The organism is Geodermatophilus sp. SYSU D00700 (genome assembly GCF_054050255.1).
The window spans coordinates 1-21,253 of the sequence record NZ_JBJGZA010000048.1 but is presented as its reverse complement, the minus strand read 5'-3'; the positions used below and the strand labels follow the sequence as shown (position 1 = coordinate 21,253).

The window sequence follows — 21,253 nt, the reverse complement described above, 5'->3', positions numbered from 1 at the left end:
GCCCTCACAGTGTCGCCGTCCGGCGGCGGCGGACCAGCGCCACGAAGAACGGGCTGCCGACGAGCGCGAGCACGATGCCCACCTGCAGCTCACCGGGACGGGCGACCACCCGGCCGACGACGTCGGCGGAGAGCAGCAGCACCGCGCCCAGCAGGCCGGAGCAGGGCACCAGCCACCGGTGCGCCGGCCCGGTGAACGCCCGGACCACGTGCGGCACCACCAGCCCGACGAAGGCGATCGGGCCGCAGGCGGCGGTGGCCGCGCCGGCCAGCAGGGTGACCGCGGCCAGCCCGAGCCCGCGGGCCAGCCACACCTGCTGGCCCAGGCCGCGGGCGACGTCCTCGCCCATGCCGAGCAGGTCCAGGGCGGGCGCGTTGAGCAGCGCGAGCACCAGGCCGGCGGCGATGAACGGCGCCACCTGCCAGGCGACGTCGGCACCGCGGCCGGCCAGCGCGCCGACCACCCAGAACCGGAAGGCGTCGAGGGAGTCGGAGTCGCTGACCAGCAGTGCCCGGACCAGCGCGAACAGCAGCGCGGACAGCGCCGCCCCGGCCAGCGCGAGGGTGACCGGGGTGGCCCCGCCCTTGCCCACCGAGCCGAGCACGAACACGGCGACCGTGCCGGCCAGGGCCCCGGCGAAGGCGAACCACACGTAGCCCGACGGCGTGCCGACGCCCAGCAGCGTGATCGCCAGGACGACGGCGAACGAGGCCCCGGCGGTGATGCCCAGCAGGCCGGGGTCGCCCAGCGGGTTGCGGGTGTGGCCCTGCATCAGCGCGCCGGAGACGCCGAGCGCGGCGCCGACCATGAGGCCCAGCGCCGTCCGCGGGACCCGCAGGTCCCAGACGATCACCGCCTCCTCGGTGCCCAGCGAGCGGTCGGTGAGCGCGGTCCAGACGGTGCCCAGGCCCAGCGGGCGGGTGCCGATCGCGATGCTCGCCGCACAGGCGACGACGACCAGCCCGGCCAGGACGAGGACGCCGAGCACGCGGCGCCGGGTGCGGGTGGCGCGGGCCGGGCGCCCGACGGTCCCCGGGGTCGCCGCAGGGGGGCAGGTGGCGCTGGGGACGGGCACCGGCGAGCTCCGGACGGCGGGGGCTAGGTGAGGCTCACCTTAGTCCGTGGCCGGACGGTGTGCTCACCCGTCCAGCCGGCGGCTCCCTGCGCGCCACTCCTCCTCCACCCCGACCTGGCCGGGTGCCACGCCCGCCGCGGGCAGCTGCGGCCGCTCGCGCAGGCTGCGCTTGAGCTCGGCGAAGCCCGGGAAGCGGGCCAGGCCCACCACGTGGTCCCACAGCTCCGCCGCGCGGTCCTCCGCGGGCACCCGGCTGATCACCGGGCCGAAGAACGCGATGCCGTCCGGCGGCTCGAAGTGCAGGATCGGCGTGCCGACGTCGCGGCCGGTCAGGCTCAGTGCCTCGTCGGTCTCGGCCTGCAGCACGCCGTCCCAGCGGTCGTCGTCGAGCGCGGCGGCCAGGTCCCGCGGCAGCCCGGCCCGGTCGAGGACCGGCTCCAGGTAGGCGGCGGTGCCGCGCCGGGCCGCGGTGCCGGGACGGTCGGGCTCGGTCTCGAACACCCGCTGCCCGAGGTGCTCGTAGAGGACGCCGACCGCCGCCCGCCCGTGCTGCTCGCGCGTCTGCGCGAACACCCGCAGCAGCCGCAGGCCCGCGGTGTGGCCCTCCTCGTACTCGGGCGGGAAGTGCGCGGCGTAGTCGACGTGCGCGTTGAGCAGCCGCAGCGAGATCAGCCGCCAGTCGACGCCGTAGGCGCGCCGCGCGGCGACCAGGCGCACCCACCTGCTGGTCAGCCAGGCGAAGGGGCAGACGGGGTCGAAGTAGAAGTGCAGGTCGGCCACGGCTCCATGCTGCACCTGCCGCCGCGATCCCGTGCCTTCATCGCGACATCGGCTGCGCCCCGCGGGGCGTCAGCTCGGCAGGAGGGCCTCGATCGCGGTGCGGACCTCGGGTGCGCCCGGGTCGGTCGTCGGCCGGAACCGCGCGACGACCGCGCCGTCGGCGTCGACCAGGAACTTCTCGAAGTTCCACTGCACCGGGCCGGCCTCGCCGTTCGCGTCGGCGGCCGTGGCCAGCCGCTGGTACACCGGGTGCGCTCCCTCCCCGTTGACCTCGATCTTGTCCGTCATGGGGAACGTGACGCCGTAGGTGGCCGAGCAGAAGCCGGCGATCTCCTCGGCGGTGCCCGGCTCCTGTCCGGCGAACTGGTTGCAGGGCAGGCCGACGACGGTGAACCCGCGGGGGCCGTACTCGCGCTGCAGCTGCTCGAGCTGGGTGTACTGCGGGGTCAGGCCGCACCGGCTGGCCACGTTGACCAGCAGCGCCGGGCGGCGGCCGGTCAGCTCGCCGAGCGTGGTGTCCTCGCCCTGCAGGGTCGCGACGGGCAGGTCGAGCAGGTCGGTCACGGGGGCTCCTCGGTGCGGGACGGGGTGCGGGCGCCCCGCCGATCATCCCCTCAGTCCAGACCGCGGACGTCGTCGGGGACGTCGACGGCGTGCTGGCGCAGCGCCGACAGCGGTACCACCTCCAGCGCCCGCGCGTTGGTGGCCGCCAGCACCACGCCGGCCGCCGCCCCGGCGCGGTAGGCCTGCAGCCAGCGCACCGCGACGACGCACCAGCGGTCACCGGGGCGCAGGCCCGGGAACCCGTACTCCGGGCGCGGCGTGGTGAGGTCGTTGCCGAGCTCGCGCTGCAGGGCGAGGAACTCCCGCGACACCACGGCGCACACCGTGTGGCTCCCGAGGTCCTCCGGCCCGCTGCGGCAGGTCCCGTCGCGGAAGAAGCCGGTCAGCGGCTCGGTCCCGCAGGGCTCGAGTTCCCCACCCAGCACGTTGCGCTCGGTCTCCGGCTCGGTCATGGGCGGATGGTGGCAGAGCGGGCGTGCCGCGGGCCCGGCCGACGGTGCGGTCGGCCGGGCCCGCGGGTGGTCAGCCGGTCACCGGCCGGCGCCGGGCGGACAGGGTCAGCACCGCGCCCAGCAGCAGGGCCAGCAGGCCCTTGCCCAGCACCCCGGTGGTGTCGGTGCCGGTGTAGGCCAGGCGCCCGCCGGCGGTGCCGGAGTCCCCGGCCGCCGCGCTACCGGAGTCGGACCACGCGCCGGACGACGCGGCCGACCAGGTCCCGGTCCACGGGCCGGTCCAGGAGCCCGTCCACGGGCCGGTCCACGGGCCGGGCCAGATACCGCTCCGGGAGCCGGTCCAGGCGGCCGGCCGGGAGGGCGCCCCGTCGGCGGGCCGGTCCCCGGCCTGGCCGCCGGCCTGCGGGTGACCCGGCTGCAGACCCGGCTGCTGCGGGCCGGCCGGTGGCGTGGGGCCGGCGGACGGCGAGCAGTCGGCCGACGCGTCGCCGAGCAGGCCGAGCCCCACGCCGCAGACGGTCACCGGGACGTCGATGCCGGTCCCGTCACCGCCGCCGGTGCCGTCACCACCACCGGTGCCGGCGCCGTCCGCCGGCGGGGCGCAGTCGGCCGACGCGTCGCCGAGCAGGCCGACGACGGTGCCGCACACGGTCACGGGCACGTCGACGTCGACGAGGGCGCCGTCACCCGCGCCGTCCCCGGACCCGCTGCCGCCCGGCAGGGCGCAGTCCGCGGCGGCGTCGCCGAGCACGCCCACGCCGGTGCCGCAGACGGTGACCGGCACGGCGACGTCGAGCAGGTCACCGGCCGGACCGTCGATCCCGGTCGTGCCGCCGCCGGCCGGGGTGCACTGGCCGGCCGCGTCGCCGAGCACGCCGGCGCCGGTGCCGCAGACGGTCACGGGCACGGCCACCGCGGCCGGCGGCGCCGCCGGGGCGGTGCCGGTGGCCGACGCGTCGCCGAGGACGCCGACGGCGTTGCCCGTCACGGTGACCGGGACGGCGACGTCGGCCGGTTCGGCGGGCGGGGGCGCGGCCGGCGCCTGGGCGACCTCGCCGCCGGCGACCGCGGCGTCGTTGCCGCCGATCGTCACGGGCACCGAGACGGTGGCGGGGCCGAGGTCGGCGGTGAGCTCGGCCGAGACGGCGGGCAGCTCGAGGCCGCCGTCGACGGGGACGTCGCCGAGGACGCCCACCGCGTTGTCGGTGACGGTGACCGGCACGGTCACGTCGAGGTCGTCGGACGCCGAGGCGACGCCGGTCCCGACGGCCAGCAGGCCGCCGGTCAGCAACGCCACGCGCAGGGCACGGGTGGCCCATCGGTCCATGAGAGGTCTCCTGACTGGGTGCTGGGGACCCCGGTCCCGGACGGGACGGCGGGGGTCGTGCGCTCGGCCGGCGGGGGAGCCGGCGGCGCAGCACTCAGTCGGGAGAGGTGGCGGGGTCGACCGGGTCGGCGGCCGCGGCCTCGCGGGCGCCGGCGGAGACGGCACCGGCCGCGCGGACGAGCGCGGCGCGGGCGGCCTCGGCGAGGTCGGCGGAGGGCTGGTCGCGGTCGGCGCCGGCCCCGGACGCCGCCGTGCCCGCCGGCGCCGGCACGGCCGGGACCACCGGCGCGGCCGGGGCGACCGGCGGGACGGGCAGCGGCTGCGCGGGGACGACGGCGGCGGCGGGCGCGGACGGCGCGGGGACGACCGGGCCGGCGGGGGTGGCCGTCGGCCCGGCGTCCGGCGACCCCGGGCTCGGGGCCACGGCGCCCGGGGCCGCCGGGGCGGAGGCGTCCACCGGCGCGGCGGCGGACGGCGGCGCGGTCGGTGCGGGGGAGGCCGCGGGAGCGGCGCCGGGCGGCGGCACGTCGCCCTGACCGGGGACGGGCGGCAGCACCCCGGTCACCGGCTCGAGGACCTCGGGAACGGGCGCGACCGCGTCGGTGACCGGGGCCAGGACGTCGGTGACGGGCGCCAGGGCCTCGGTGACCGGTGCGAGGGCCTCGCCCACGGGCGCGAGCACCGGGTCGAGCGCGTCGGTCACCGGGGCGAGCGCGCCGGTCACGGGCGCGACGACCGGCGCCACCGTCTCGGTCACCGTCTCGACGACCGGCGGCACGACCGGGGGCAGGACCTCGGGCAGCGGCGCCGTCGCCCCACCCAGGAGCTGCTGTACCGAGGCGGGCGCGGGGACGACGTCGTCCGCGGCGGCGGCCGTCTGGCCGGCCAGCCACACGCCGGCACCGACGCCGGCCAGGACCATCACGCGGCCGCTCCACCGGCGCAGGCGGGCGCGACGGCCTCCCGGTCCGGGTCGTCCGGCCATCGCACCTCCCCCGCCGTGCCGTCGTGACACTCAGCACATGGATTGCAACCCACGGTCACCGCGAAACGGGAGTCGCCCGATCAGGGGAACCGGGCCGACGGGACGTGACCGTCCGGTCCACCGGGGCACCGCCCCGGTCACCCGATGGGCGCCCGGCGGTGGCAGAGTCCCGGCGTGACCCTCGACACTCCCGGCGCCGCGACCGGCCCCGCCGTCCTGTGGCAGCCGACGCAGGAGTCCCGGGAGGCGACCCGGCTGGCGGGGTTCGCCCGCGAGGTGGCCGCGCGCCGCGGGCTCGACCTCGACCCGACGGACTACGACGCGATCTGGCGCTGGTCGGTCGGACACCTCGACCAGTTCTGGGCCGACGTCGCCGCCTGGTCCGGGGTGCTGCCCGGCGTCCCCGACGACCGGGTGCTCCCCCACCGGAGCATGCCCGGCGCGGTCTGGTTCCCCGGCGCCACGCTGAACTACGCCGAGCAGGCGCTGCGGCACGCCACCGACGCGCATCCGGCGCTGGTCGCGGTGGCCGAGGACGCCGAGCCGGTCGAGGTCTCCTGGGCCGACCTGCGCGGCCGGGTCGGCGCGTTCGCCGCCACCCTGCGCCGGCTCGGGGTGCGGCGCGGGGACCGCGTCGCCGGGTACCTGCCCAACGTCCCCGAGGCGGTCGTCGCGTTCCTCGGCGCCGCGTCGATCGGCGCGGTGTGGTCCTCGTGCGCACCGGACTTCGGCACCCGCGCCGTCCTCGACCGGTTCGCCCAGATCGAGCCGACCGTGCTGGTCGCCGTCGACGGGTACCGGTTCAACGGCAGGTCCTACGACCGGCGCGACGTCGTCGCGGAGCTGCGCGCGGCCCTGCCCAGCGTGCGGACGACGGTCGCCGTCCCCCGGCTGTTCCCCGGCGAACTGCCCGACGACGCGCTGGCCTGGGCCGACGTCGTCGCCGAGGTGCAGGAGCCGGAGTTCGAGGCGCTGCCGTTCGACGCCCCGCTGTGGATCGTCTACTCCTCGGGCACCACGGGCCTGCCGAAGGGCATCGTGCACGGGCACGGCGGGGTCGTGCTCGAGCAGCACAAGCAGCTGGGCCTGCACGGCGACGTCGGCCCGGGCGACCGCTTCTACTGGTACGCCTCCACCGCCTGGATCATGTGGAACATCGCCACCTCGGCGCTGCTGCGCGGCGCCACCGTGGTCGTCCACGACGGCGCCCCGGCGTACCCCTCGGTCGACGCCCAGTTCGCCCTCGCCGCGCGCACCGGCATCACCTACCTCGGCACCAGCGCCGGGTACCTCGTCGCCTGCGAGAAGGCCGGCGTCCGGCCGGGGGAGACCCACGACCTCTCGGCGCTGCGGACGATCGGGTCGACCGGCTCACCGCTGCCGGAGTCGGCGTTCCACTGGGTGTACGACGCGGTGGGCAGCGACGTCTTCCTCGCCTCGGTGTCGGGCGGCACCGACGTCGCGACCGGGTTCATCGGCAGCACCCTGCTGCTCCCGGTCACCGCCGGGGAGCTGCAGCGGCCGATGCTCGGCGTCGCCGCGGCGGCGTGGGACGAGGACGGCCGGCCCGTCGTCGGCGAGCTCGGCGAGCTGGTCATCACCGAGCCGATGCCCACGATGCCGCTGCACTTCTGGAACGACCCCGACGGCAGCCGCTACCGCGAGGCCTACTTCGAGCCGTGGCCGGGCGTGTGGCGGCACGGCGACTGGATGGAGGTCACCGAGCGCGGCACCTGCGTCATCACCGGCCGCTCGGACTCCACGCTCAACCGCGGCGGCGTGCGCATGGGCACCGCCGACATCTACGCCGCCGTCGAGGGCTTCCCCGAGGTCGCCGACTGCGTCGTCCTCGGCGTCGAGCAGCGCGACGGCGGCTACTGGATGCCGCTGTTCGTGCAGCTGGCGCCCGGCGCCGAGCTCACCGACGACCTCGCCGGGCGCATCCGCGCCGCGATCCGGACCTCGGCCAGCCCGCGGCACGTGCCCGACGAGATCGTCGTCGTCCCCGGCGTCCCGCACACCCGCACCGGCAAGCGGCTGGAGGTGCCGCTCAAGCGGCTGTTCCAGGGCGTGCCGCCGGAGATGGCGGTCAACCCCGGAGCGGTCGACGACGCCTCGCTGGTCGAGCACTACGTCGCGCTGGCCCGGGAGCGCGGCGCTCGCTGACCGGACCGGCCGGGGTCACCGGGTCACCGCCGGCACCTCCTCGAGGCTGGTGTAGACCGCGGCGCCGCGGGCGCGGGCCAGCGCGACCATCTCGTCGGACCCGGCCGAGGCGCCGGGTAGCCGCAGCACGGCGTCGACGCGGGCGACCAGCCGCCGGCCCATCGGGTGGAACACCTCGTCGAAGGCGGCGTCGCCCACCCGGGTCGAGCCCGCGAGCTCGGCCAGCGGCAGCGCGAGGTCCTCCCCGTTGACGGCGAGGTGGCCGGCGCGGAACAGCTCCAGGCAGGCCCGCTGGATGGCGCGGTGGTTGGCCGCGATCTCCTCCGGGTCGTCGCCGGTGCCCCCGCGGTAGGGGCCGGCGACCAGGATCATCAGGGGCTGCGTCACGAGAAGTCGACCTCCACGCCGGCGTCGTCGAGCGCGGCGAGGGTGTCCTGCGCCGCGGGGCTGAGCTGCGGGTCGCGGGCGCTGGCGTCGGTGACCAGCCGGCCGACGGCGTCCAGCGGCGCCACCGAGGCGAACGCGCGCACGCCGAGCTTGGCGGCGTCGGCAACGACGAGGGTGGCGCGCGCCTGCGCCAGCCCCACCTGCTTGACCGCGGCGTCCTCGAGGGTGAACTCCGACCAGCCGGCCTGCGCGCTCACGGCCCCGATCGACATGACGAACAGGTCGAAGGTGAGCTGCCGCAGCACCGCGGCGGTCAGCGGCCCGGACAGGCTGCGCTCGCCCGGCCGCGACTCCCCGCCGACGACGAGCAGCCGCACCCCCGGCCGGTCGGCGAGCGCCTCGGCCACCGGCAGGCTCACGACGGCGGCGGTGAACGGGCCCTCGCCCGCGGCGGCGCGGGCGGCCAGCGCCCGCGCGACGTGCACCGTCGTCGTCCCGGCGTCGAGCAGCACGGTGGAGCCTGGCTCGACCAGCGCGGCCGCGGCCCGGCCGATGCGCTCCTTGAGCCCGGCCTGCCAGCCGGCCCGCGCGGCGAACCCGGCCGCGCTCTCGGGTCCGGCGACGGCGACCGCGCCACCGCGCACCCGCTCGACCAGCCCCCGGGCCTGCAGCGCGTCGAGGTCGCGGCGGACGGTCATCTCCGAGACGCCGAGACGGGCCGCGAGGTCGGCCAGGGGCACCCGGCCGGCGTTGCGCACCAGCCGCAGGGTGACGTCGAGCCGGTCCGGGACGCCCATGCCGTCTTCCTATCAGGCCGTTGTGAGATGTGTGAAGTACCTGTGAAGTGCGACCTGCTCGTCGACCGGGATCGGCGCGCACGGATCCGGTGACGGGGCGCATTCGCTCGGCTACCTTCCCGCGCGGCCCGCCGCCGGACCGCCCTCCTGGGCGGCGCGGCGGGCCGGTCCCGGGCAGCCGCACGGGGCCTGACGACGCCCGAGGAGAACCGTGTACCGCACCCGCCCGACCGCCCCCCGCGCCCTCGCCGGGGCCCTGCTCGGCACCGCCCTGCTGCTCTCGGCCTGCAGCGGGGACGACGACGTGGCCGCCGCCGGGGAGGACACCGCCGCCGCGGCGGGCGACGCCGTGGGCGCCGACGTGCCCGAGGAGTGCACCGCGGCCTTCCCGCTGACCGTCACCGGGGACGCCGACATCGCCGACGTCGAGTCCGTCCCCGCCGACTTCCCGGAGCCGCCGGCCGGGGCCACCCTGTGCGAAACCGGCGGGACGGCGGACGGCGGGCAGGAGTACGCCAACTACGCCTCGGACCTCGGCGCCGAGGAGGTCCTCGCGCACTACGAGTCGGCCGCGCCGGGCGCCGAGCGCACCGAGACCGGCCTCGGCGAGCCCGCGGTCTCCGGGAGCGCCGGGGACGTGTTCTGGCAGGTCGAGACGGTCGACGGCGGCTTCCGCCTGGTCTTCGCCGCCGCCTGACCTCCTCGTCCCGCGGACGCTCGTGCTCTGCACACAGCCGTGTGCAGAGCACGAGCGGGCGGCGGGGACCTCAGCCGGCCGCGAGTGCGGCCTCGTCGGCGTGGGCGACGTGCCCGAGTTCCCGCCAGACCAGGGCCAGCAGCACCGCCGACCCCGCGAAGGCGAACCAGAACGGCCCGGTCACGCCCCAGACCCGGGCCACCACCCCGCCGACGCCCTGACCGGCCACGATGCCGCCGAACACGCCCATCGCGTAGAGGCTGCCCACCCGGCCCTGCAGCTCCATCGGCACCGCCCGCATCCGCACCGTGCGCGAGGTCGTCCCCCAGACGAAGGCGTGCACCCCGAAGACGAACAGCACCACCAGCGCCACCCACACGGTGGTGGTGAGGGCGAGCACGAGGTGGGTCAGCGTCTCCAGGGCCAGGCCGACCCGCATGAGCGTGGCCAGCCGGACGTGCCGCTCGAGCCAGCCGTAGGACGCCGTCCCGACCATGCCGCCGAGCGCGCCGACGGTGGTGAGCAGGCCGTACCCGGCCGCGCCGAGGCCCAGCCGCTGGTCGGCCCACAGCACCAGCACCGACCACGCCGCGCCCCAGGTGACGTTGAACAGCACGATGGTCAGCGTCAGCGTGCGGACGGCCGGGTCGTGCCAGGTCCAGCGCAGGCCCTCGGCGATCGACCGGTGGACCGGCGGGTGCCGCTCCACCGGCGTCCGCGCCGGCAGCCGCATCCGCGAGACCAGCACCGCCCCCAGCGCGACGCACACCGCCTGGGTGAGGAAGGGCCAGGCGGTGCCGGCGGCGAACAGCAGGCCGCCCAGGGCGGGGCCGGCGAACTGGTCCATCATCAGCGTGCCGGCCATCAGCCGGGCGTTGCCGGTGCCCAGGTCCGCGCGCGGCACCACCATCGGCAGCAGCGTGCCGCCGGTGGTGTCGGCGAAGACCTCGGCGGTCCCCAGGACGAACAGCGTGGCCAGGACGACGGGCAGACCGACGTCGCCGGTGGCCAGTGCGAGGGTCAGGACGGCGAGCACGACGGCGCGGGTGCAGTCGACCGCGACGAGCAGCCGGCGCCGGTCCACCCGGTCGGCGAGCACGCCGGCGTGCAGGCCGAACAGCAGCCACGGGAGCTGCTGCAGCAGGGCACCCAGCGCGACCAGCAGCGGGTCCTGGGTGAGCCCGGCCACCAGCAGCGGCCCGGCGGCCAGCGCGATCCCGTCACCGAGGTTGCCCGCCCACGAGGAGGCCACCAGCCAGCGGAACGGGATCCCCATCCGCGCCGGGAACACCGCCTCCACGACCCCGCCCACGGGGCCGGGACCCTACCCGCCGACCGCTCGTGCGCTCCTCAGGAAATCCGGCTGCTCCTGTCGGTGTCGTCGGCGAGCATGGGCCGACGGCGCCGACGGTGCGCCGCCCCCCGAGGAGGAACCGACATGTCCGGCCTGCCGCGCGCACTCGCGCCCCTGCGGCACCGCTCCTACCGGCTGCTGGCCGCCTCGATGGGGCTGTCGCTGCTCGCCCAGGGGCTGTGGACCGTGGCGCTGGTCTGGCAGGTCGTCGACCTCGGCGGCGGCCCCGCGGCGCTGTCGGTGGCCACCGCGCTGTCGGCCGGCGGGATGCTGGCCAGCACGCTGCTCGGCGGCGCACTGGCCGACCGGGTGCCGCAGCGGCGGATCCTGCTCGGCGTCGCGTTGCTGCAGACGGTGGCGGTCGGGCTGGTCGCCGTCCTCTCGCTGACCGGCACCCTCGCGCTCGGTCCGCTCGCCGCCGCCTCGCTGGCCGGCGGCGTGGCCACCGGGCTGTACTACCCCGCCTACTCCGCGCTCGTCCCCGGTGTCGTGCCGCCGGCGGACCTGCTGGCCGCCAACGGTCTCGAGGGCGTCGTCCGTCCCGCGCTGGCGATGGCGGCCGGGCCGGCGGCCGGCGGCCTGCTGGTCGGCGCGTTCTCCCCGGGGGTCGCCCTGCTCGCCACGGCGCTCACCTCGGCCGCCGCGGCCGTCTGCGTGGCGGCGCTCCCCACGCTGCCGGTGCGCCGCGAGGAGATCGGCTCGGGCCTGCTCGCCGACGTCCGCGAGGGCGTGGGCTACATGGTCCGCACGCCGTGGCTGCTGGCGACGCTGCTGTTCGCCTCGCTGATGGTCCTCGTGGTGATCGGCCCGTTCGAGGTGCTGGTGCCCTTCGCCGTCCGCGACCAGGCCGGCGGCGGGCCCGCCGAGCACGCGCTGGTGCTGGCCGCGTTCGGGATCGGCGGCGCGGTCGGGTCGGCCGTCGTCGCCTCGTTCCCGCTGCCGCGGCGCTACCTGACGGTGATGAACCTGCTCTGGGGCGCGGGCTGCCTGCCGCTGGTCGTCTTCGGCTGGACCTCGTCGCTGTGGGTCATGATCGCGGCGGCCACGGTGCTGGGGGCTGCGTTCGAGTCGGCCACGGTCATCTGGGGCACGCTGCTGCAGCGGCGGGTCCCCCCGGCGCTGCTGGGACGGGTGTCCAGCCTCGACTTCTTCGTCTCGCTGGCGTTCATGCCGCTGTCGATGGCGCTGGCCGGGCCGGTCAGCGAGGCGGTCGGGCTGACCGGCACCTTCCTGCTGGCCGGGCTGGTGCCGCCGGTGCTCGCCGTCGCCGCGGTCCTCGCCTGGCGGCTGCACGTCGACGAGCTGGCCCACCCGCTCGACCTGCCCGCCGGGGAACCGGCGGGCAGCGAGCCGGTCAGCGAGTCGGTCGGCGAGCCGGAAGGCGCAGGACTCGGGCCTCCCAGGGCCTGAGCACCGCGGGGTCGTCCTCGGGCAGGTTGCCGAGGACGACCCCGGCGGACACGGCCTCGGGCAGCAGGTCGCCCAGGGGCTGCGGGGCGCCGCCGAGGTTGCAGACGACCAGCAGCGTCTCCCCGTCGAGGCAGCGGGTGAACGCATACACCTGGTCGTGCTCGGGCAGCAGTATGGTGAAGTCGCCCAGCGCCACGACCGGGTCCTCGTGCCGGAGCGCGATCAAGGCCCGGTGGTGGGCCAGCACCGACGCCGGGTCGTCCCGCTGCGCCGCGGCGTTCCACTCGACGTGGTCGGGGTTGACCGGCAGCCAGGGCGTGCCGGTGGTGAACCCGGCGTTCGGGGAGTCGTCCCACTGCACCGGCGTGCGCGCGTTGTCGCGGCTCATCCGGCGCAGCGCGGCGAGCACGGCGTCCGGGTCCTCCCCGTGCGCGACGGCCTGCGCGAAGTGGTTGAGCGACTCGACGTCGCGGAAGTCCTCGATCGTGGCGAACGGGGCGTTGGCCATCCCGAACTCCTCGCCCTGGTAGACGTAGGGCGTCCCCCGGTGCAGGTGCAGCAGCGTGGCCAGGCAGGTGGCGGAGTCCCGGCGGGCCCCGGGCGAGTCGTCGCCGAAGCGGGAGACCGCGCGCGGCTGGTCGTGGTTGTCCCAGTAGAGGGAGTTCCACCCGACGTCGGCCAGGCCGGTCTGCCAGCGGCCGAGCGAGGCCTTGAGGTCGCGCATCCGCAGCGGCCGCGGGGAGAACTTCGAGCCCTCGAAGTCCAGTCCGACGTGCTCGAACTGGAAGACCATGTCCAGCTCCTCGCGCGCCGGGTCGGTGAACAGCAGCGCGTCCTCGACCGTCGCGCCGGGTGTCTCACCGACCAGGAGCAGCTGCTCGCGGCGGCCGGTGAACACCTCGCGGTGCATCTCCTGCAGGAACTCGTGGATGCGCGGCCCGCACACCACCGACGGCGTCGCGTCGCCGTAGGGCAGTCCCGGCAGCGGCGGGCCGTCGTGCAGCCGGCCGTCGGGGCCGACGTCCTTGCTGACCAGGTTGATGACGTCCATGCGGAACCCGTCGACCCCGCGGTCGAGCCACCACCGCATCATCGCGTAGACCGCCTGCCGGACCTCGGGGTTCTCCCAGTTGAGGTCGGGCTGCTTGCGGTCGAACAGGTGCAGGTAGTACTCGCCGCTGGCCTCGTCGAGCTCCCACGTGGAGCCGGAGAAGAAGCCGTGCCAGTTCGTCGGCTCGGCGCCCGGCTGCCCGGCCGCCATCCCCTCCCGCGGCGGCCGCCACCAGTACCAGTCCCGCTTGGGCGAGTCCGGCGACGAGCGGCTCTCGACGAACCAGGGGTGCTCGTCGCTGGTGTGGTTGACCACCAGGTCCATGAGCAGCTTCATCCCGCGCCCGTGCAGCGCGGCGACCAGCTCGTCGAGCTGGGCCAGCGTGCCGAACACCGGGTCCACGTCCTGGTAGTCGCTGATGTCGTAGCCGTTGTCGGCCTGCGGCGAGGGGTAGACCGGGGACAGCCAGACGACGTCGACGCCGAGGTCGGCCAGGTGGTCGACCCGCTGCAGCACCCCGCCGAGGTCGCCGATGCCGTCGCCGTCGGAGTCCTGGAAGGAGCGGGGGTAGACCTGGTACACGACGGCGCGCGTCCACCACGGCGGCTGGTCGGGATCCACCCGACCACCCCAGCACGGCCGCCGCGGCGCCGCACCCGGTCGGCCCGGCGGGGCGGGCGGCGGACACCGCTGTTTGGATGGACCGGATCGTCGGGACCATCCCGGCACCGACCCGAGGAGAACCGATGGCCCAGCCCCTGAGCCGCCCCGACGTCGAGCCGCCGACCGGGCCCGCGCCCGACGACATGGTGGCCGAGGACCTCGTGGTGGGTGACGGCCCCGAGGCCAAGGCCGGCGACCTCGTCAGCGCGCACTACGTCGGCGTCACCCACGCTGGCGGCGAGCAGTTCGACGCCTCCTGGGACCGCGGCGACCCGCTGGAGTTCCGCCTCGGCGTCGGCATGGTCATCCAGGGCTGGGACGAGGGCATCCAGGGCATGCGCGTGGGCGGCCGCCGGCGGCTGACCATCCCGCCGCACAAGGCCTACGGCGACCGCGGCGCGGGCGGCGTGATCAAGCCCGGCGCGACGCTCGTCTTCGTCGTCGACCTCGTCGGCATCCGCTAGTCCCCGTCACTCCTCGTGCTCTGCCCCGGACCGGGGGCAGAGCACGAGGACGCGTGGTGGTTGCACGGGGCAACCGGGGGGCACCGACGCGGGCATGAGCGAGCCGGTCCCCACCCGTGACCACGCCCTGGCCTCGGCCGCCGAGGGCGACCCGGGCGGGGAGTCCACCGGCACCGTCGTCGTCGCGGGCCTGGCCAACCTGGGCATCGCCGTCGCCAAGCTGGTCGGCGGCCTGATCAGCCACTCCTCGGCCATGCTGTCCGAGGCGGCACACTCGATGGCCGACACGGTCACCGAGGTGCTGCTGTTCGTCGCGCTCAAGCGCGGTGACAAGCCGCCCGACCCCCGCCACCCGGTCGGCTACGGCCGGGAGACCTACTTCTGGGCGCTGCTCGCCTGCCTGGCCACGTTCACCCTCGGCGCCGGCTTCTCCCTCTACCAGGGCGTCGAGACCATCGTCGAGGGCGAGGAGCAGGGCTCCCCGCTGGTGGCGTACGTCGTCCTGGCGGTGTCGTTCGTGCTCGAGGGCGCCTCCTGGCTCAAGGCCGTCCGCCAGGTGCGCGGCGCGGCGCGCCGGTGGGGGACGACGCCGCGGCGCTACCTGGCCGCGACCACCGACACCACGGTCAAGGCCGTGACCTTCGAGGACAGCGCCGCGCTGGTCGGCCTGGTGCTCGCCGCGCTGGGGCTCGTCCTCGAGCGGGTGACCGGCGACCCGGTCTGGGACGGCGTCGCGGCGATCCTCATCGGCGTCCTCCTGCTGCTGGTCGCCGGCTCGCTGGCCCGGGCCAACGTCTCCCTGCTCATCGGCCAGTCGATCCCGCGCCGGCTGCAGGACGAGCTCCGCGAGGAGCTCCTCGGACTGCCGCAGGTCGACGACGTCCCGGTCTTCCTGACCACGGTCATCGGGCCGGGCCGGCTGGCCGTCATGGCCAAGGTCGACTTCGCCGACACCGCGACCGTCGCCGACGTCGAGCGGGCCTCCGACGAGGCCGAGCGGCGCCTCGTCGCGCGGCACGGCGGGGTGCGGTTCGTCTTCCTCGACCCCACGCCCGGCGACGGCCGCGCCCGTGCGGAGGCGGACCGTCCGGAATGACCCCGCCCGGCCCGCGGTTGAGCCGGCCGTGCGCATCGAGGTCTGGTCCGACGTCGTCTGTCCGTGGTGCTACATCGGCAAGCGCCGGCTGGAGGCCGCGCTCGAGCGGTTCCCGCACCGCGACCAGGTCGAGGTGGTGTGGCCCTCCTTCCAGCTCGACCCGTCGGTCCCCGAGGGCGAGACCCACGCGACCCTCCCGGCGCTGGCCGCCAAGTACGGCCGCCCGGTCGAGGAGATGCGGGCGATGATGCGCCACGTCGAGGAGACCGCCGCCGGTGAGGGGCTGCACTACCGCCTGGAGGAGGGCGTCGGCGGCAACACGCTGCTGGCCCACGAGCTGCTGCACCTGGCCGCCGAGCGGGGCCGGCAGGGCGAGGTGAAGGAGCGGCTGCTGCACGCCTACTTCGAGCAGGCCCGCCCGGTCTTCGACGTCGACTCGCTGGCCGCGCTGGCCGTCGAGACGGGGCTCGACGAGGCCGAGGTCCGCGCCGCGCTGGCCGACCACCGGTACCGGCCCGCCGTGCTCGAGGACGCCCGCACCGCGCAGGCGCTGGGGGCCACCGGCGTCCCGTTCTTCGTCGTCGACCGCCGTTACGGCGCCGCCGGCGCGCAGCCGGCCGACCTGCTGCTGCAGCTGCTCGAGCGGGCCTGGGCCGACGCCCACCCGCTGACCACCGTCCCCGCCGCCGAGGGCTGCGAGGGCGACAGCTGCGCCGTCTGACGCGTCGGACGCGACGGAGGCCCTGCCCCCGCGCGGGGGGTGGGCCTCCGCTGTCTCACTGGGTGGCCGGGCCGCCCTGCTCGGTGCCGGAGATCTTGCGGAGCAGCTCGTGGCAGCGCCGGGCGCGCGCCGAGTCCTGCTCCATGACCTCGCGGAAGAACGCGGCGATGTCGTCGAGGCCCGCGTTCTCGGCGTCCCGGACGTACTGGCCGTAGTCGTGCCCGGCCTTCAGCGAGTGGTACTGCACGGAGATCAGGTCGAAGGTGACGTCCTCGAATCCGGTCTCACCGGTGGCCATGGTGTCCTCCTCGTCGTCGGGGGATGGGCGTCCGGACGGGTTCCCCGCTCCTCCCGGCCGAAACGAGCCGGTCCGTCACGGCGCGTTGGAGAACGCGCCTCCCGCGACGTCGCCCCCGCCGGCGTCGTCGGCCAGGGTGCGGCCGGCCGTCGTCTCCGGGTCGTCGGCGGCCGGCTCGTCCTGCCCGGCCGACACCGGGTCGTCCCCGGCCGAGGCGAGGTCGGCGCCCTGGCCGTAGGTGCCGGGGTCGGCCTGGGTCGTCCGGGGGTCGTTCATCGGGTCCGGGACGTCGGGGTCGGTGACGCTCATGCGACCTCCCTGCCCTCCGGTCGAGGACGGCAATCCCTGGCCTGATGCGTAACTCCTGTGTTACACATCAGTCGTGGAGGCGCTCGCGGCCCTCGCGGACCCGACCCGGCGGCGGCTGCTCGCGTTGCTCCGGGACGGCGAGCTGCCCGCCGGGGAGCTGGCCGGCCGGTTCGCGGTCAGCCGCCCGGCGATCAGCCGCCACCTGCGCGTGCTGCGCGAGGCCGGGCTGGTGAGCAGCCGGGTCGAGGGACGCCGGCGGCTCTACGCGCTGGACCCGCGCCCGCTGCGGGAGCTCGACGACTGGCTGGGGTCCTACCGCGACCTCTGGGCCCAGCGGTTGGACGCCCTCGACACCGAGATCGCCCGCGGCCGCCGGGCCCGGGCCCACCCCCCGACGGACGGAGACGCCCCGTGACCGACCTCCAGACCCCCGCCGACCCGCCGACCGGCCGCCGCGGCGCGGTCACCGAGCTCCCCGACGGGCGTCTCCGGCTGGAGTTCCGCCGCTCCTGGTCCGACGGTCCCGACGCCGTCTGGGCGGCGCTCACCGAGCCCGACCGGCTGGCCCGCTGGTTCGGCACCTACGAGGGCGAGCGGAGCCCCGGCGGCCGCGGGACGCTGACGATGACGCACGAGGCCGAGCCGGTCGGCGAGCCGGTGCGGATCGCCGACTGCGACCCGCCGCGCCGGCTGGTCGTCGAGTGGGTCGACCAGGCCGACTGGCGGGTGGAGCTGGCCCTCGTCGTCGAGAGCGGCCGCACCACGCTGCACTTCGTGCAGGTCTTCGCCGCCGGCGCCGACGTCACCGACTTCGCCCTCGGCTGGCACTGGTACCTCGACAAGTTCGACGCCGAGGCCGGTGGCCGCCCGGCGCCCGGCGACTGGGACACCTTCCTGGCCCGCACCGGCCCCGACTACGGCCGCACCCCGGAGGGCTGAACGCCGAGCACGGCCATCGCGGCGGCCGCGGCGAGCCCGACGGCGACCACCCCGGTCTCGACCGGGTCGGCGCCGGCCGGGGTCAGCCGCCGGCGCACGAGCCGCTCGGCCAGGTAGCCGGGCACGAGGGCGGCGCCGGTGGCGGCCAGCACCCGGCGGGCGCGCAGGTCGTCGCGCGCGGCCAGTCGGGCCAGCGCCCGCGCGTGGACCGCCAGGGTCCAGGCCGGCGGGCCGAGCGCCGTCCCGGCCCACCAGGCGTCGCGGCCGACCGTCGCCGGGGAGCCGGCGAGCACGGGTGTGGAGAACGGGTGCCGGCGGCGCAGCGACAGGACCGTGCCGGCCAGGCCCGCCCCCAGCTGGACGGCGGACGTCGCGAGCAGCGCCCGCCGGCGACCCGTCACCGGGCCCGCTCGGGGACCTGCACCGGTGCCGGGCCGGTCCACGGGCCCAGCCGGCCGAGGAAGGCGTTGCGCCGGTCCAGCCGCTCGCTCGCCTGCACCGGGTAGGCGTCGTAGGCGCCGGTGAGGTCGCGCGCGGCGTGGACGGCGAAGTTGGGGTCCTCCTGCGCCTCCCGTCCGACGGCCACCAGGTCGGCCAGGCCCCCGGCGACGACGGCCTCGGCCTGCCGCGCGTCGACGATCAGCCCCACGGCCATCGTGGGGACGGCGGCTCCCTCGCGGACGCCGGCGGCGAAGGGCACCTGGTAGCCGTAGCCGAGCGGGTGCTCCCAGCCGCCCAGGCCACCGCCGGAGACGTCGACGACGTCGACGCCGCGGGCCCGCAGCTCCCGGGCGAAGGCGACGGTGTCCTCGAGCGTGATCCCGTCCGCGGTGCCGTCGACGGCCGAGACCCGCACGAACAGGGGCCGGTCCGCGGGCCAGGCGGCGCGGACCGCCTCGACCACCTCCAGCGGGAAGCGCCACCGGGCCTCGCGCGAGCCGCCGTAGTCGTCGGTGCGCCGGTTGGACAGCGGGGAGAGGAACTGGTGCAGCAGGTAGCCGTGCGCGGCGTGCACCTCGATGACGTCGAACCCGGCCGCGAGCGACCGGCGGGTGGCCGCGACGAACGCCTCGCGCACCTCCGCCAGCTCCCCGACGGTGAGCTCGTGCGGCACCGGCCGGCCGGGACCGGCGGGCACGGGGCTGGCCGAGACGGTCGGCCATGGTTCCTCGCCCGGCCGGGCGTCGGCCGCCGTCAGCGGGCCGTCGCCCTCCCACGGGCGCCGGCTGCTGGCCTTGGCGCCGGCGTGGGCCAGCTGGATGCCCGCGACGGCTCCGGAGGCGCGCAGGAAGGCGGCGACCCGGGCCAGGCCCGGCACGTGCGCGTCGGACCACAGGCCCACGTCACCGTGGCTGATCCGCCCCGCGGGCGTCACCGCCGTCGCCTCGACGAGGACGGCGCCGAAGCCGCCGAGCGCGAACCGGCCGAGGTGCACGAGGTGGTAGTCGCCGACCAGCCCGTCGGTCACCGAGTACTGGCACATCGGGGCGACGACGAGCCGGTTCGGGAGGGTCACGCCGCGCAGGGTCAGGGGCGTGAGGAGGGCCGGGGACGGCGCAGAGCCGCTCGTGAGACTGGTCACGTCACGGCGCCAACACCGCGCTCACCTGCGGTGTTCCCGGTCACCGCCCGACCCCGGGGTAGACGTCCTAGACGTAACACCTCTCACCATTACGAAGAGCTATCACCGCTTGTACGCTGACCCGACCCGGACGGCCGGACCCGCACCGCCGCCCCGGGACGCAGCTCGCACCGGCGCCGGTGTCCCCGCACCCGGCGTGCGCCCCACAGGATGGAGACGCCGTGACTTCCGTGGCCACCCCCGGTCTCGAGAACGCCCCCACTACCCACGCCCGGCTGCTGGCCTGGGTGCAGGAGATGGCGGAGCTGACCACCCCGGACCGGGTCGTGTGGGTCGACGGCAGTGACGAGGAGTGGGAGCGGCTGACCCAGCGGCTGGTCGACGCCGGCACCTTCACCCGGCTGGAGCGCAAGCCCAACTCCTTCTGGTGCGCCTCCGACCCCAGCGACGTCGCGCGCGTCGAGGACCGCACGTTCATCTGCTCGGTCGACGAGGCCGACGCGGGGCCGACCAACAACTGGATGGCCCCCGACGAGATGAAGGCGATCATGACCGAGCTCTACCGGGGCTCGATGCGTGGCCGCACGATGTACGTCATCCCGTTCTGCATGGGCCCGGTCGAGGCCGAGAACCCCATGTTCGGCGTCGAGCTCACCGACTCCGAGTACGTCGTCGTCTCCATGCGGGTGATGGCCCGGATCGGCAGCCGGATCCTCGAGGCGATGGGCACCGACCGGCCGTTCGTGCCGGCCATGCACTCCCTCGGCGCGCCGCTGGAGCCGGGCCAGGAGGACGTGCCCTGGCCCTGCAGCCAGACCAAGTACATCGTGCACTTCCCCGAGGAGCGGGCCATCTGGTCCTACGGCTCGGGCTACGGCGGCAACGCCCTGCTGGGCAAGAAGTGCTACTCGCTGCGGATCGCCTCGGCGATGGCCCGTGACGAGGGCTGGCTCGCCGAGCACATGCTCATCCTGAAGCTGACCAGCCCCCAGCAGCGCACGTACTACATCGCGGCCGCCTTCCCGAGCGCCTGCGGCAAGACCAACCTGGCGATGCTCGAGCCGACCATCCCCGGCTGGCAGGTCGAGACCCTCGGCGACGACATCGCCTGGATGCGGTTCGGCGAGGACGGCCGGCTCTACGCGCTCAACCCCGAGTACGGCCTGTTCGGCGTCGCGCCCGGCACCGGCTGGGACACCAACCCCAACGCGATGCGCACCATCGACCGGGGCAACTCGGTGTTCACCAACGTCGCGCTCACCGACGACGGCGACGTCTGGTGGGAGGGCATGACCGAGGAGCCCCCGGCCCACCTGACCAGCTGGAAGAAGCAGGACTGGACGCCGGACTCCGACGAGCCCTCCTCGCATCCGAACTCGCGGTTCTGCACGCCGATCACCCAGTGCCCGATCCTCGCCCCGGAGTACGAGGACCCGCGGGGCGTGCCGATCTCGGCCATCCTCTTCGGCGGCCGCCGCAAGACCACGATCCCGCTGGTCACCGAGGCGCGTGACTGGAACCACGGCGTCTTCATGGGCGCCACGCTGTCGTCGGAGACGACGGCGGCGGCCACCGGCGCGGTCGGGGTCGTGCGCCGCGACCCGTTCGCCATGCTGCCGTTCATCGGCTACAACGCCGGCGACTACTTCCGGCACTGGGTCGAGACCGGCAAGGCCCACGACGCCACCAAGCTGCCGCGGATCTTCTACGTGAACTGGTTCCGCCGCGACGAGGACGGCGGCTTCCTGTGGCCGGGCTTCGGCGAGAACAGCCGGGTCCTCAAGTGGGTCGTCGAGCGCATTGAGGGCACCGCCGCCGCCGAGGAGACCCCGGTCGGCCACGTCCCGACGCCGGACTCCCTCGACGTCTCCGGGCTGGACCTGACCGAGGACCGGGTGCGCAAGGCGCTCGCCGTCGACCGGGACGAGTGGCGCGCGGAGGTCCCGCAGATCACCGAGTGGTTCGAGAAGTTCGGGGACAAGCTCCCCAGCACCATGTGGGACGAGCTCGCCATCCTCGAGAGCCGGCTCGCCTAGCGGGAGGCCCCGCCCCGACTCCCGGCGCGTGGGCCCGCCCCCGCGCCCCCGGGCCCCCCGTCCGAAACTCTCGTACTGGGGGGGGGCCGTGTTCGTTCGC

23 protein-coding genes are annotated in these 21,253 nt (G+C 76.0%); 9 read left to right on the top strand and 14 right to left on the bottom strand.

All coding sequences use genetic code 11. The features are described from left to right. Positions 1 to 4: 4 nt before the first annotated feature. The 6 genes from ACI79V_RS22055 to ACI79V_RS22030 form a co-directional block, all read right to left on the bottom strand. The gene (locus ACI79V_RS22055) at positions 5 to 1,075 is read right to left on the bottom strand and encodes a FecCD family ABC transporter permease (RefSeq protein ID WP_456892754.1); all 1,071 of its coding nucleotides are present in this window, start codon (positions 1,073 to 1,075) and stop codon (positions 5 to 7) included. Positions 1,076 to 1,138: 63 nt separating this feature from the next. Further along, positions 1,139 to 1,855: a mycothiol-dependent nitroreductase Rv2466c family protein gene (locus tag ACI79V_RS22050; RefSeq protein WP_456892752.1), complete on the bottom strand. Its 717-nt coding sequence runs from the start codon at positions 1,853 to 1,855 to the stop codon at positions 1,139 to 1,141. 69 nt (positions 1,856 to 1,924) lie between these two features. Then, a complete protein-coding gene (locus ACI79V_RS22045; RefSeq protein ID WP_456892750.1) occupies positions 1,925 to 2,419 on the bottom strand; it encodes a glutathione peroxidase in 495 nt (164 codons plus the stop codon). 50 nt (positions 2,420 to 2,469) lie between these two features. After that, a complete protein-coding gene (locus ACI79V_RS22040; protein WP_456877445.1) occupies positions 2,470 to 2,871 on the bottom strand; it encodes a DUF2237 family protein in 402 nt (133 codons plus the stop codon). A 70-nt stretch (positions 2,872 to 2,941) separates the two neighbouring features. Further along, positions 2,942 to 4,198 carry a hypothetical protein gene (locus tag ACI79V_RS22035; RefSeq protein ID WP_456892748.1) on the bottom strand — a complete coding sequence of 419 codons (1,257 nt, stop codon included), beginning with the start codon at positions 4,196 to 4,198 and terminating at the stop codon, positions 2,942 to 2,944. 94 nt (positions 4,199 to 4,292) lie between these two features. Then, on the bottom strand, positions 4,293 to 5,123 hold the full coding sequence (locus ACI79V_RS22030) for a hypothetical protein (RefSeq protein WP_456892746.1): 831 nt from the start codon (positions 5,121 to 5,123) through the stop codon (positions 4,293 to 4,295). A gap of 234 nt (positions 5,124 to 5,357) precedes the next feature. Here ACI79V_RS22030 and ACI79V_RS22025 point away from each other — a divergent pair, with 234 nt between their 5' ends. After that, entirely contained in the window at positions 5,358 to 7,349 is a 1,992-nt protein-coding gene (locus tag ACI79V_RS22025; protein ID WP_456892744.1) for an acetoacetate--CoA ligase, read from the top strand. 15 nt (positions 7,350 to 7,364) lie between these two features. On the opposite strand, the gene ACI79V_RS22020 is transcribed toward ACI79V_RS22025, so the two are convergent. Both ACI79V_RS22020 and ACI79V_RS22015 read right to left on the bottom strand, forming a co-directional pair. After that, the gene (locus ACI79V_RS22020) at positions 7,365 to 7,736 is read right to left on the bottom strand and encodes a DUF4406 domain-containing protein (RefSeq protein WP_456892742.1); all 372 of its coding nucleotides are present in this window, start codon (positions 7,734 to 7,736) and stop codon (positions 7,365 to 7,367) included. Then, positions 7,733 to 8,533 carry a DeoR/GlpR family DNA-binding transcription regulator gene (locus ACI79V_RS22015; RefSeq protein WP_456892740.1) on the bottom strand — a complete coding sequence of 267 codons (801 nt, stop codon included), beginning with the start codon at positions 8,531 to 8,533 and terminating at the stop codon, positions 7,733 to 7,735. Before ACI79V_RS22015 ends, ACI79V_RS22020 begins: the two co-directional genes overlap by 4 nt. A 211-nt stretch (positions 8,534 to 8,744) precedes the next feature. Between ACI79V_RS22015 and ACI79V_RS22010 the strand changes: the two genes are divergently transcribed. Further along, positions 8,745 to 9,230, top strand: coding sequence for a hypothetical protein (locus ACI79V_RS22010; RefSeq protein WP_456892739.1), 486 nt, complete (start codon positions 8,745 to 8,747; stop codon positions 9,228 to 9,230). 70 nt (positions 9,231 to 9,300) lie between these two features. Here ACI79V_RS22010 and ACI79V_RS22005 read toward each other — a convergent pair whose 3' ends face one another. Next, positions 9,301 to 10,542, bottom strand: a complete 1,242-nt coding sequence (locus ACI79V_RS22005; RefSeq protein WP_456892737.1) for an MFS transporter — start codon at positions 10,540 to 10,542, stop codon at positions 9,301 to 9,303. Between the two features lie 126 nt (positions 10,543 to 10,668). Here ACI79V_RS22005 and ACI79V_RS22000 point away from each other — a divergent pair, with 126 nt between their 5' ends. Then, positions 10,669 to 11,994, top strand: coding sequence for an MFS transporter (locus tag ACI79V_RS22000; protein WP_456892735.1), 1,326 nt, complete (start codon positions 10,669 to 10,671; stop codon positions 11,992 to 11,994). Here the strand turns inward: ACI79V_RS22000 and ACI79V_RS21995 are convergent. Continuing rightward, on the bottom strand, positions 11,939 to 13,666 hold the full coding sequence (locus ACI79V_RS21995; protein ID WP_456892733.1) for a glycoside hydrolase family 13 protein: 1,728 nt from the start codon (positions 13,664 to 13,666) through the stop codon (positions 11,939 to 11,941). The two genes, ACI79V_RS22000 and ACI79V_RS21995, sit on opposite strands and share 56 nt — an antisense overlap. Positions 13,667 to 13,791: 125 nt before the next feature. On the opposite strand from ACI79V_RS21995, the gene ACI79V_RS21990 reads away from it, so the two are divergent. From ACI79V_RS21990 to ACI79V_RS21980, 3 genes are all read left to right on the top strand, one after another. Then, positions 13,792 to 14,172, top strand: coding sequence for an FKBP-type peptidyl-prolyl cis-trans isomerase (locus tag ACI79V_RS21990; RefSeq protein WP_456892731.1), 381 nt, complete (start codon positions 13,792 to 13,794; stop codon positions 14,170 to 14,172). Positions 14,173 to 14,266: 94 nt separating this feature from the next. Continuing rightward, positions 14,267 to 15,268, top strand: a complete 1,002-nt coding sequence (locus ACI79V_RS21985; RefSeq protein WP_456892729.1) for a cation diffusion facilitator family transporter — start codon at positions 14,267 to 14,269, stop codon at positions 15,266 to 15,268. 28 nt (positions 15,269 to 15,296) lie between these two features. After that, positions 15,297 to 15,989, top strand: coding sequence for a DsbA family oxidoreductase (locus ACI79V_RS21980; protein WP_456892727.1), 693 nt, complete (start codon positions 15,297 to 15,299; stop codon positions 15,987 to 15,989). A 55-nt stretch (positions 15,990 to 16,044) separates the two neighbouring features. Here the strand turns inward: ACI79V_RS21980 and ACI79V_RS21975 are convergent, their stop codons facing one another. Together ACI79V_RS21975 and ACI79V_RS21970 are read right to left on the bottom strand one after the other, a co-directional pair. Continuing rightward, positions 16,045 to 16,287: an acyl carrier protein gene (locus tag ACI79V_RS21975; RefSeq protein ID WP_456878098.1), complete on the bottom strand. Its 243-nt coding sequence runs from the start codon at positions 16,285 to 16,287 to the stop codon at positions 16,045 to 16,047. Positions 16,288 to 16,362: 75 nt separating this feature from the next. Then, entirely contained in the window at positions 16,363 to 16,596 is a 234-nt protein-coding gene (locus ACI79V_RS21970; RefSeq protein WP_456892725.1) for a hypothetical protein, read from the bottom strand. A gap of 73 nt (positions 16,597 to 16,669) precedes the next feature. Between ACI79V_RS21970 and ACI79V_RS21965 the strand changes: the two genes are divergently transcribed. Together ACI79V_RS21965 and ACI79V_RS21960 are read left to right on the top strand one after the other, a co-directional pair. Then, complete coding sequence (locus ACI79V_RS21965) at positions 16,670 to 17,011, top strand: ArsR/SmtB family transcription factor (RefSeq protein ID WP_456892723.1); 342 nt, start codon at positions 16,670 to 16,672, stop codon at positions 17,009 to 17,011. Further along, on the top strand, positions 17,008 to 17,535 hold the full coding sequence (locus ACI79V_RS21960; RefSeq protein WP_456892721.1) for an SRPBCC domain-containing protein: 528 nt from the start codon (positions 17,008 to 17,010) through the stop codon (positions 17,533 to 17,535). Before ACI79V_RS21965 ends, ACI79V_RS21960 begins: the two co-directional genes overlap by 4 nt. Here ACI79V_RS21960 and ACI79V_RS21955 read toward each other — a convergent pair. Together ACI79V_RS21955 and ACI79V_RS21950 are read right to left on the bottom strand one after the other, a co-directional pair. Beyond that, positions 17,511 to 17,936, bottom strand: a complete 426-nt coding sequence (locus tag ACI79V_RS21955) for a hypothetical protein (protein ID WP_456892719.1) — start codon at positions 17,934 to 17,936, stop codon at positions 17,511 to 17,513. The two genes, ACI79V_RS21960 and ACI79V_RS21955, sit on opposite strands and share 25 nt — an antisense overlap. Next, complete coding sequence (locus ACI79V_RS21950; RefSeq protein ID WP_456892717.1) at positions 17,933 to 19,117, bottom strand: NADH:flavin oxidoreductase/NADH oxidase; 1,185 nt, start codon at positions 19,115 to 19,117, stop codon at positions 17,933 to 17,935. The genes ACI79V_RS21955 and ACI79V_RS21950 overlap by 4 nt, the downstream gene beginning before the upstream one ends. 221 nt (positions 19,118 to 19,338) lie before the next feature. Here ACI79V_RS21950 and ACI79V_RS21945 point away from each other — a divergent pair, with 221 nt between their 5' ends. Next, complete coding sequence (locus ACI79V_RS21945; RefSeq protein ID WP_456878092.1) at positions 19,339 to 21,153, top strand: phosphoenolpyruvate carboxykinase (GTP); 1,815 nt, start codon at positions 19,339 to 19,341, stop codon at positions 21,151 to 21,153. Positions 21,154 to 21,253 lie beyond the last annotated feature (100 nt).

Coding starts and splice junctions, on each gene's coding strand:
- ACI79V_RS22040 (WP_456877445.1), bottom strand. CDS start 2,871: ATGACCGAGCCGGAGACCGAGCGCAACGTGCTGGGTGGGGAACTCGAG.
- ACI79V_RS22000 (WP_456892735.1), top strand. CDS start 10,669: ATGTCCGGCCTGCCGCGCGCACTCGCGCCCCTGCGGCACCGCTCCTAC.
- ACI79V_RS22015 (WP_456892740.1), bottom strand. CDS start 8,533: ATGGGCGTCCCGGACCGGCTCGACGTCACCCTGCGGCTGGTGCGCAAC.
- ACI79V_RS21970 (WP_456892725.1), bottom strand. CDS start 16,596: ATGAGCGTCACCGACCCCGACGTCCCGGACCCGATGAACGACCCCCGG.
- ACI79V_RS21975 (WP_456878098.1), bottom strand. CDS start 16,287: ATGGCCACCGGTGAGACCGGATTCGAGGACGTCACCTTCGACCTGATC.
- ACI79V_RS22035 (WP_456892748.1), bottom strand. CDS start 4,198: ATGGACCGATGGGCCACCCGTGCCCTGCGCGTGGCGTTGCTGACCGGC.
- ACI79V_RS21990 (WP_456892731.1), top strand. CDS start 13,792: ATGGCCCAGCCCCTGAGCCGCCCCGACGTCGAGCCGCCGACCGGGCCC.
- ACI79V_RS21985 (WP_456892729.1), top strand. CDS start 14,267: ATGAGCGAGCCGGTCCCCACCCGTGACCACGCCCTGGCCTCGGCCGCC.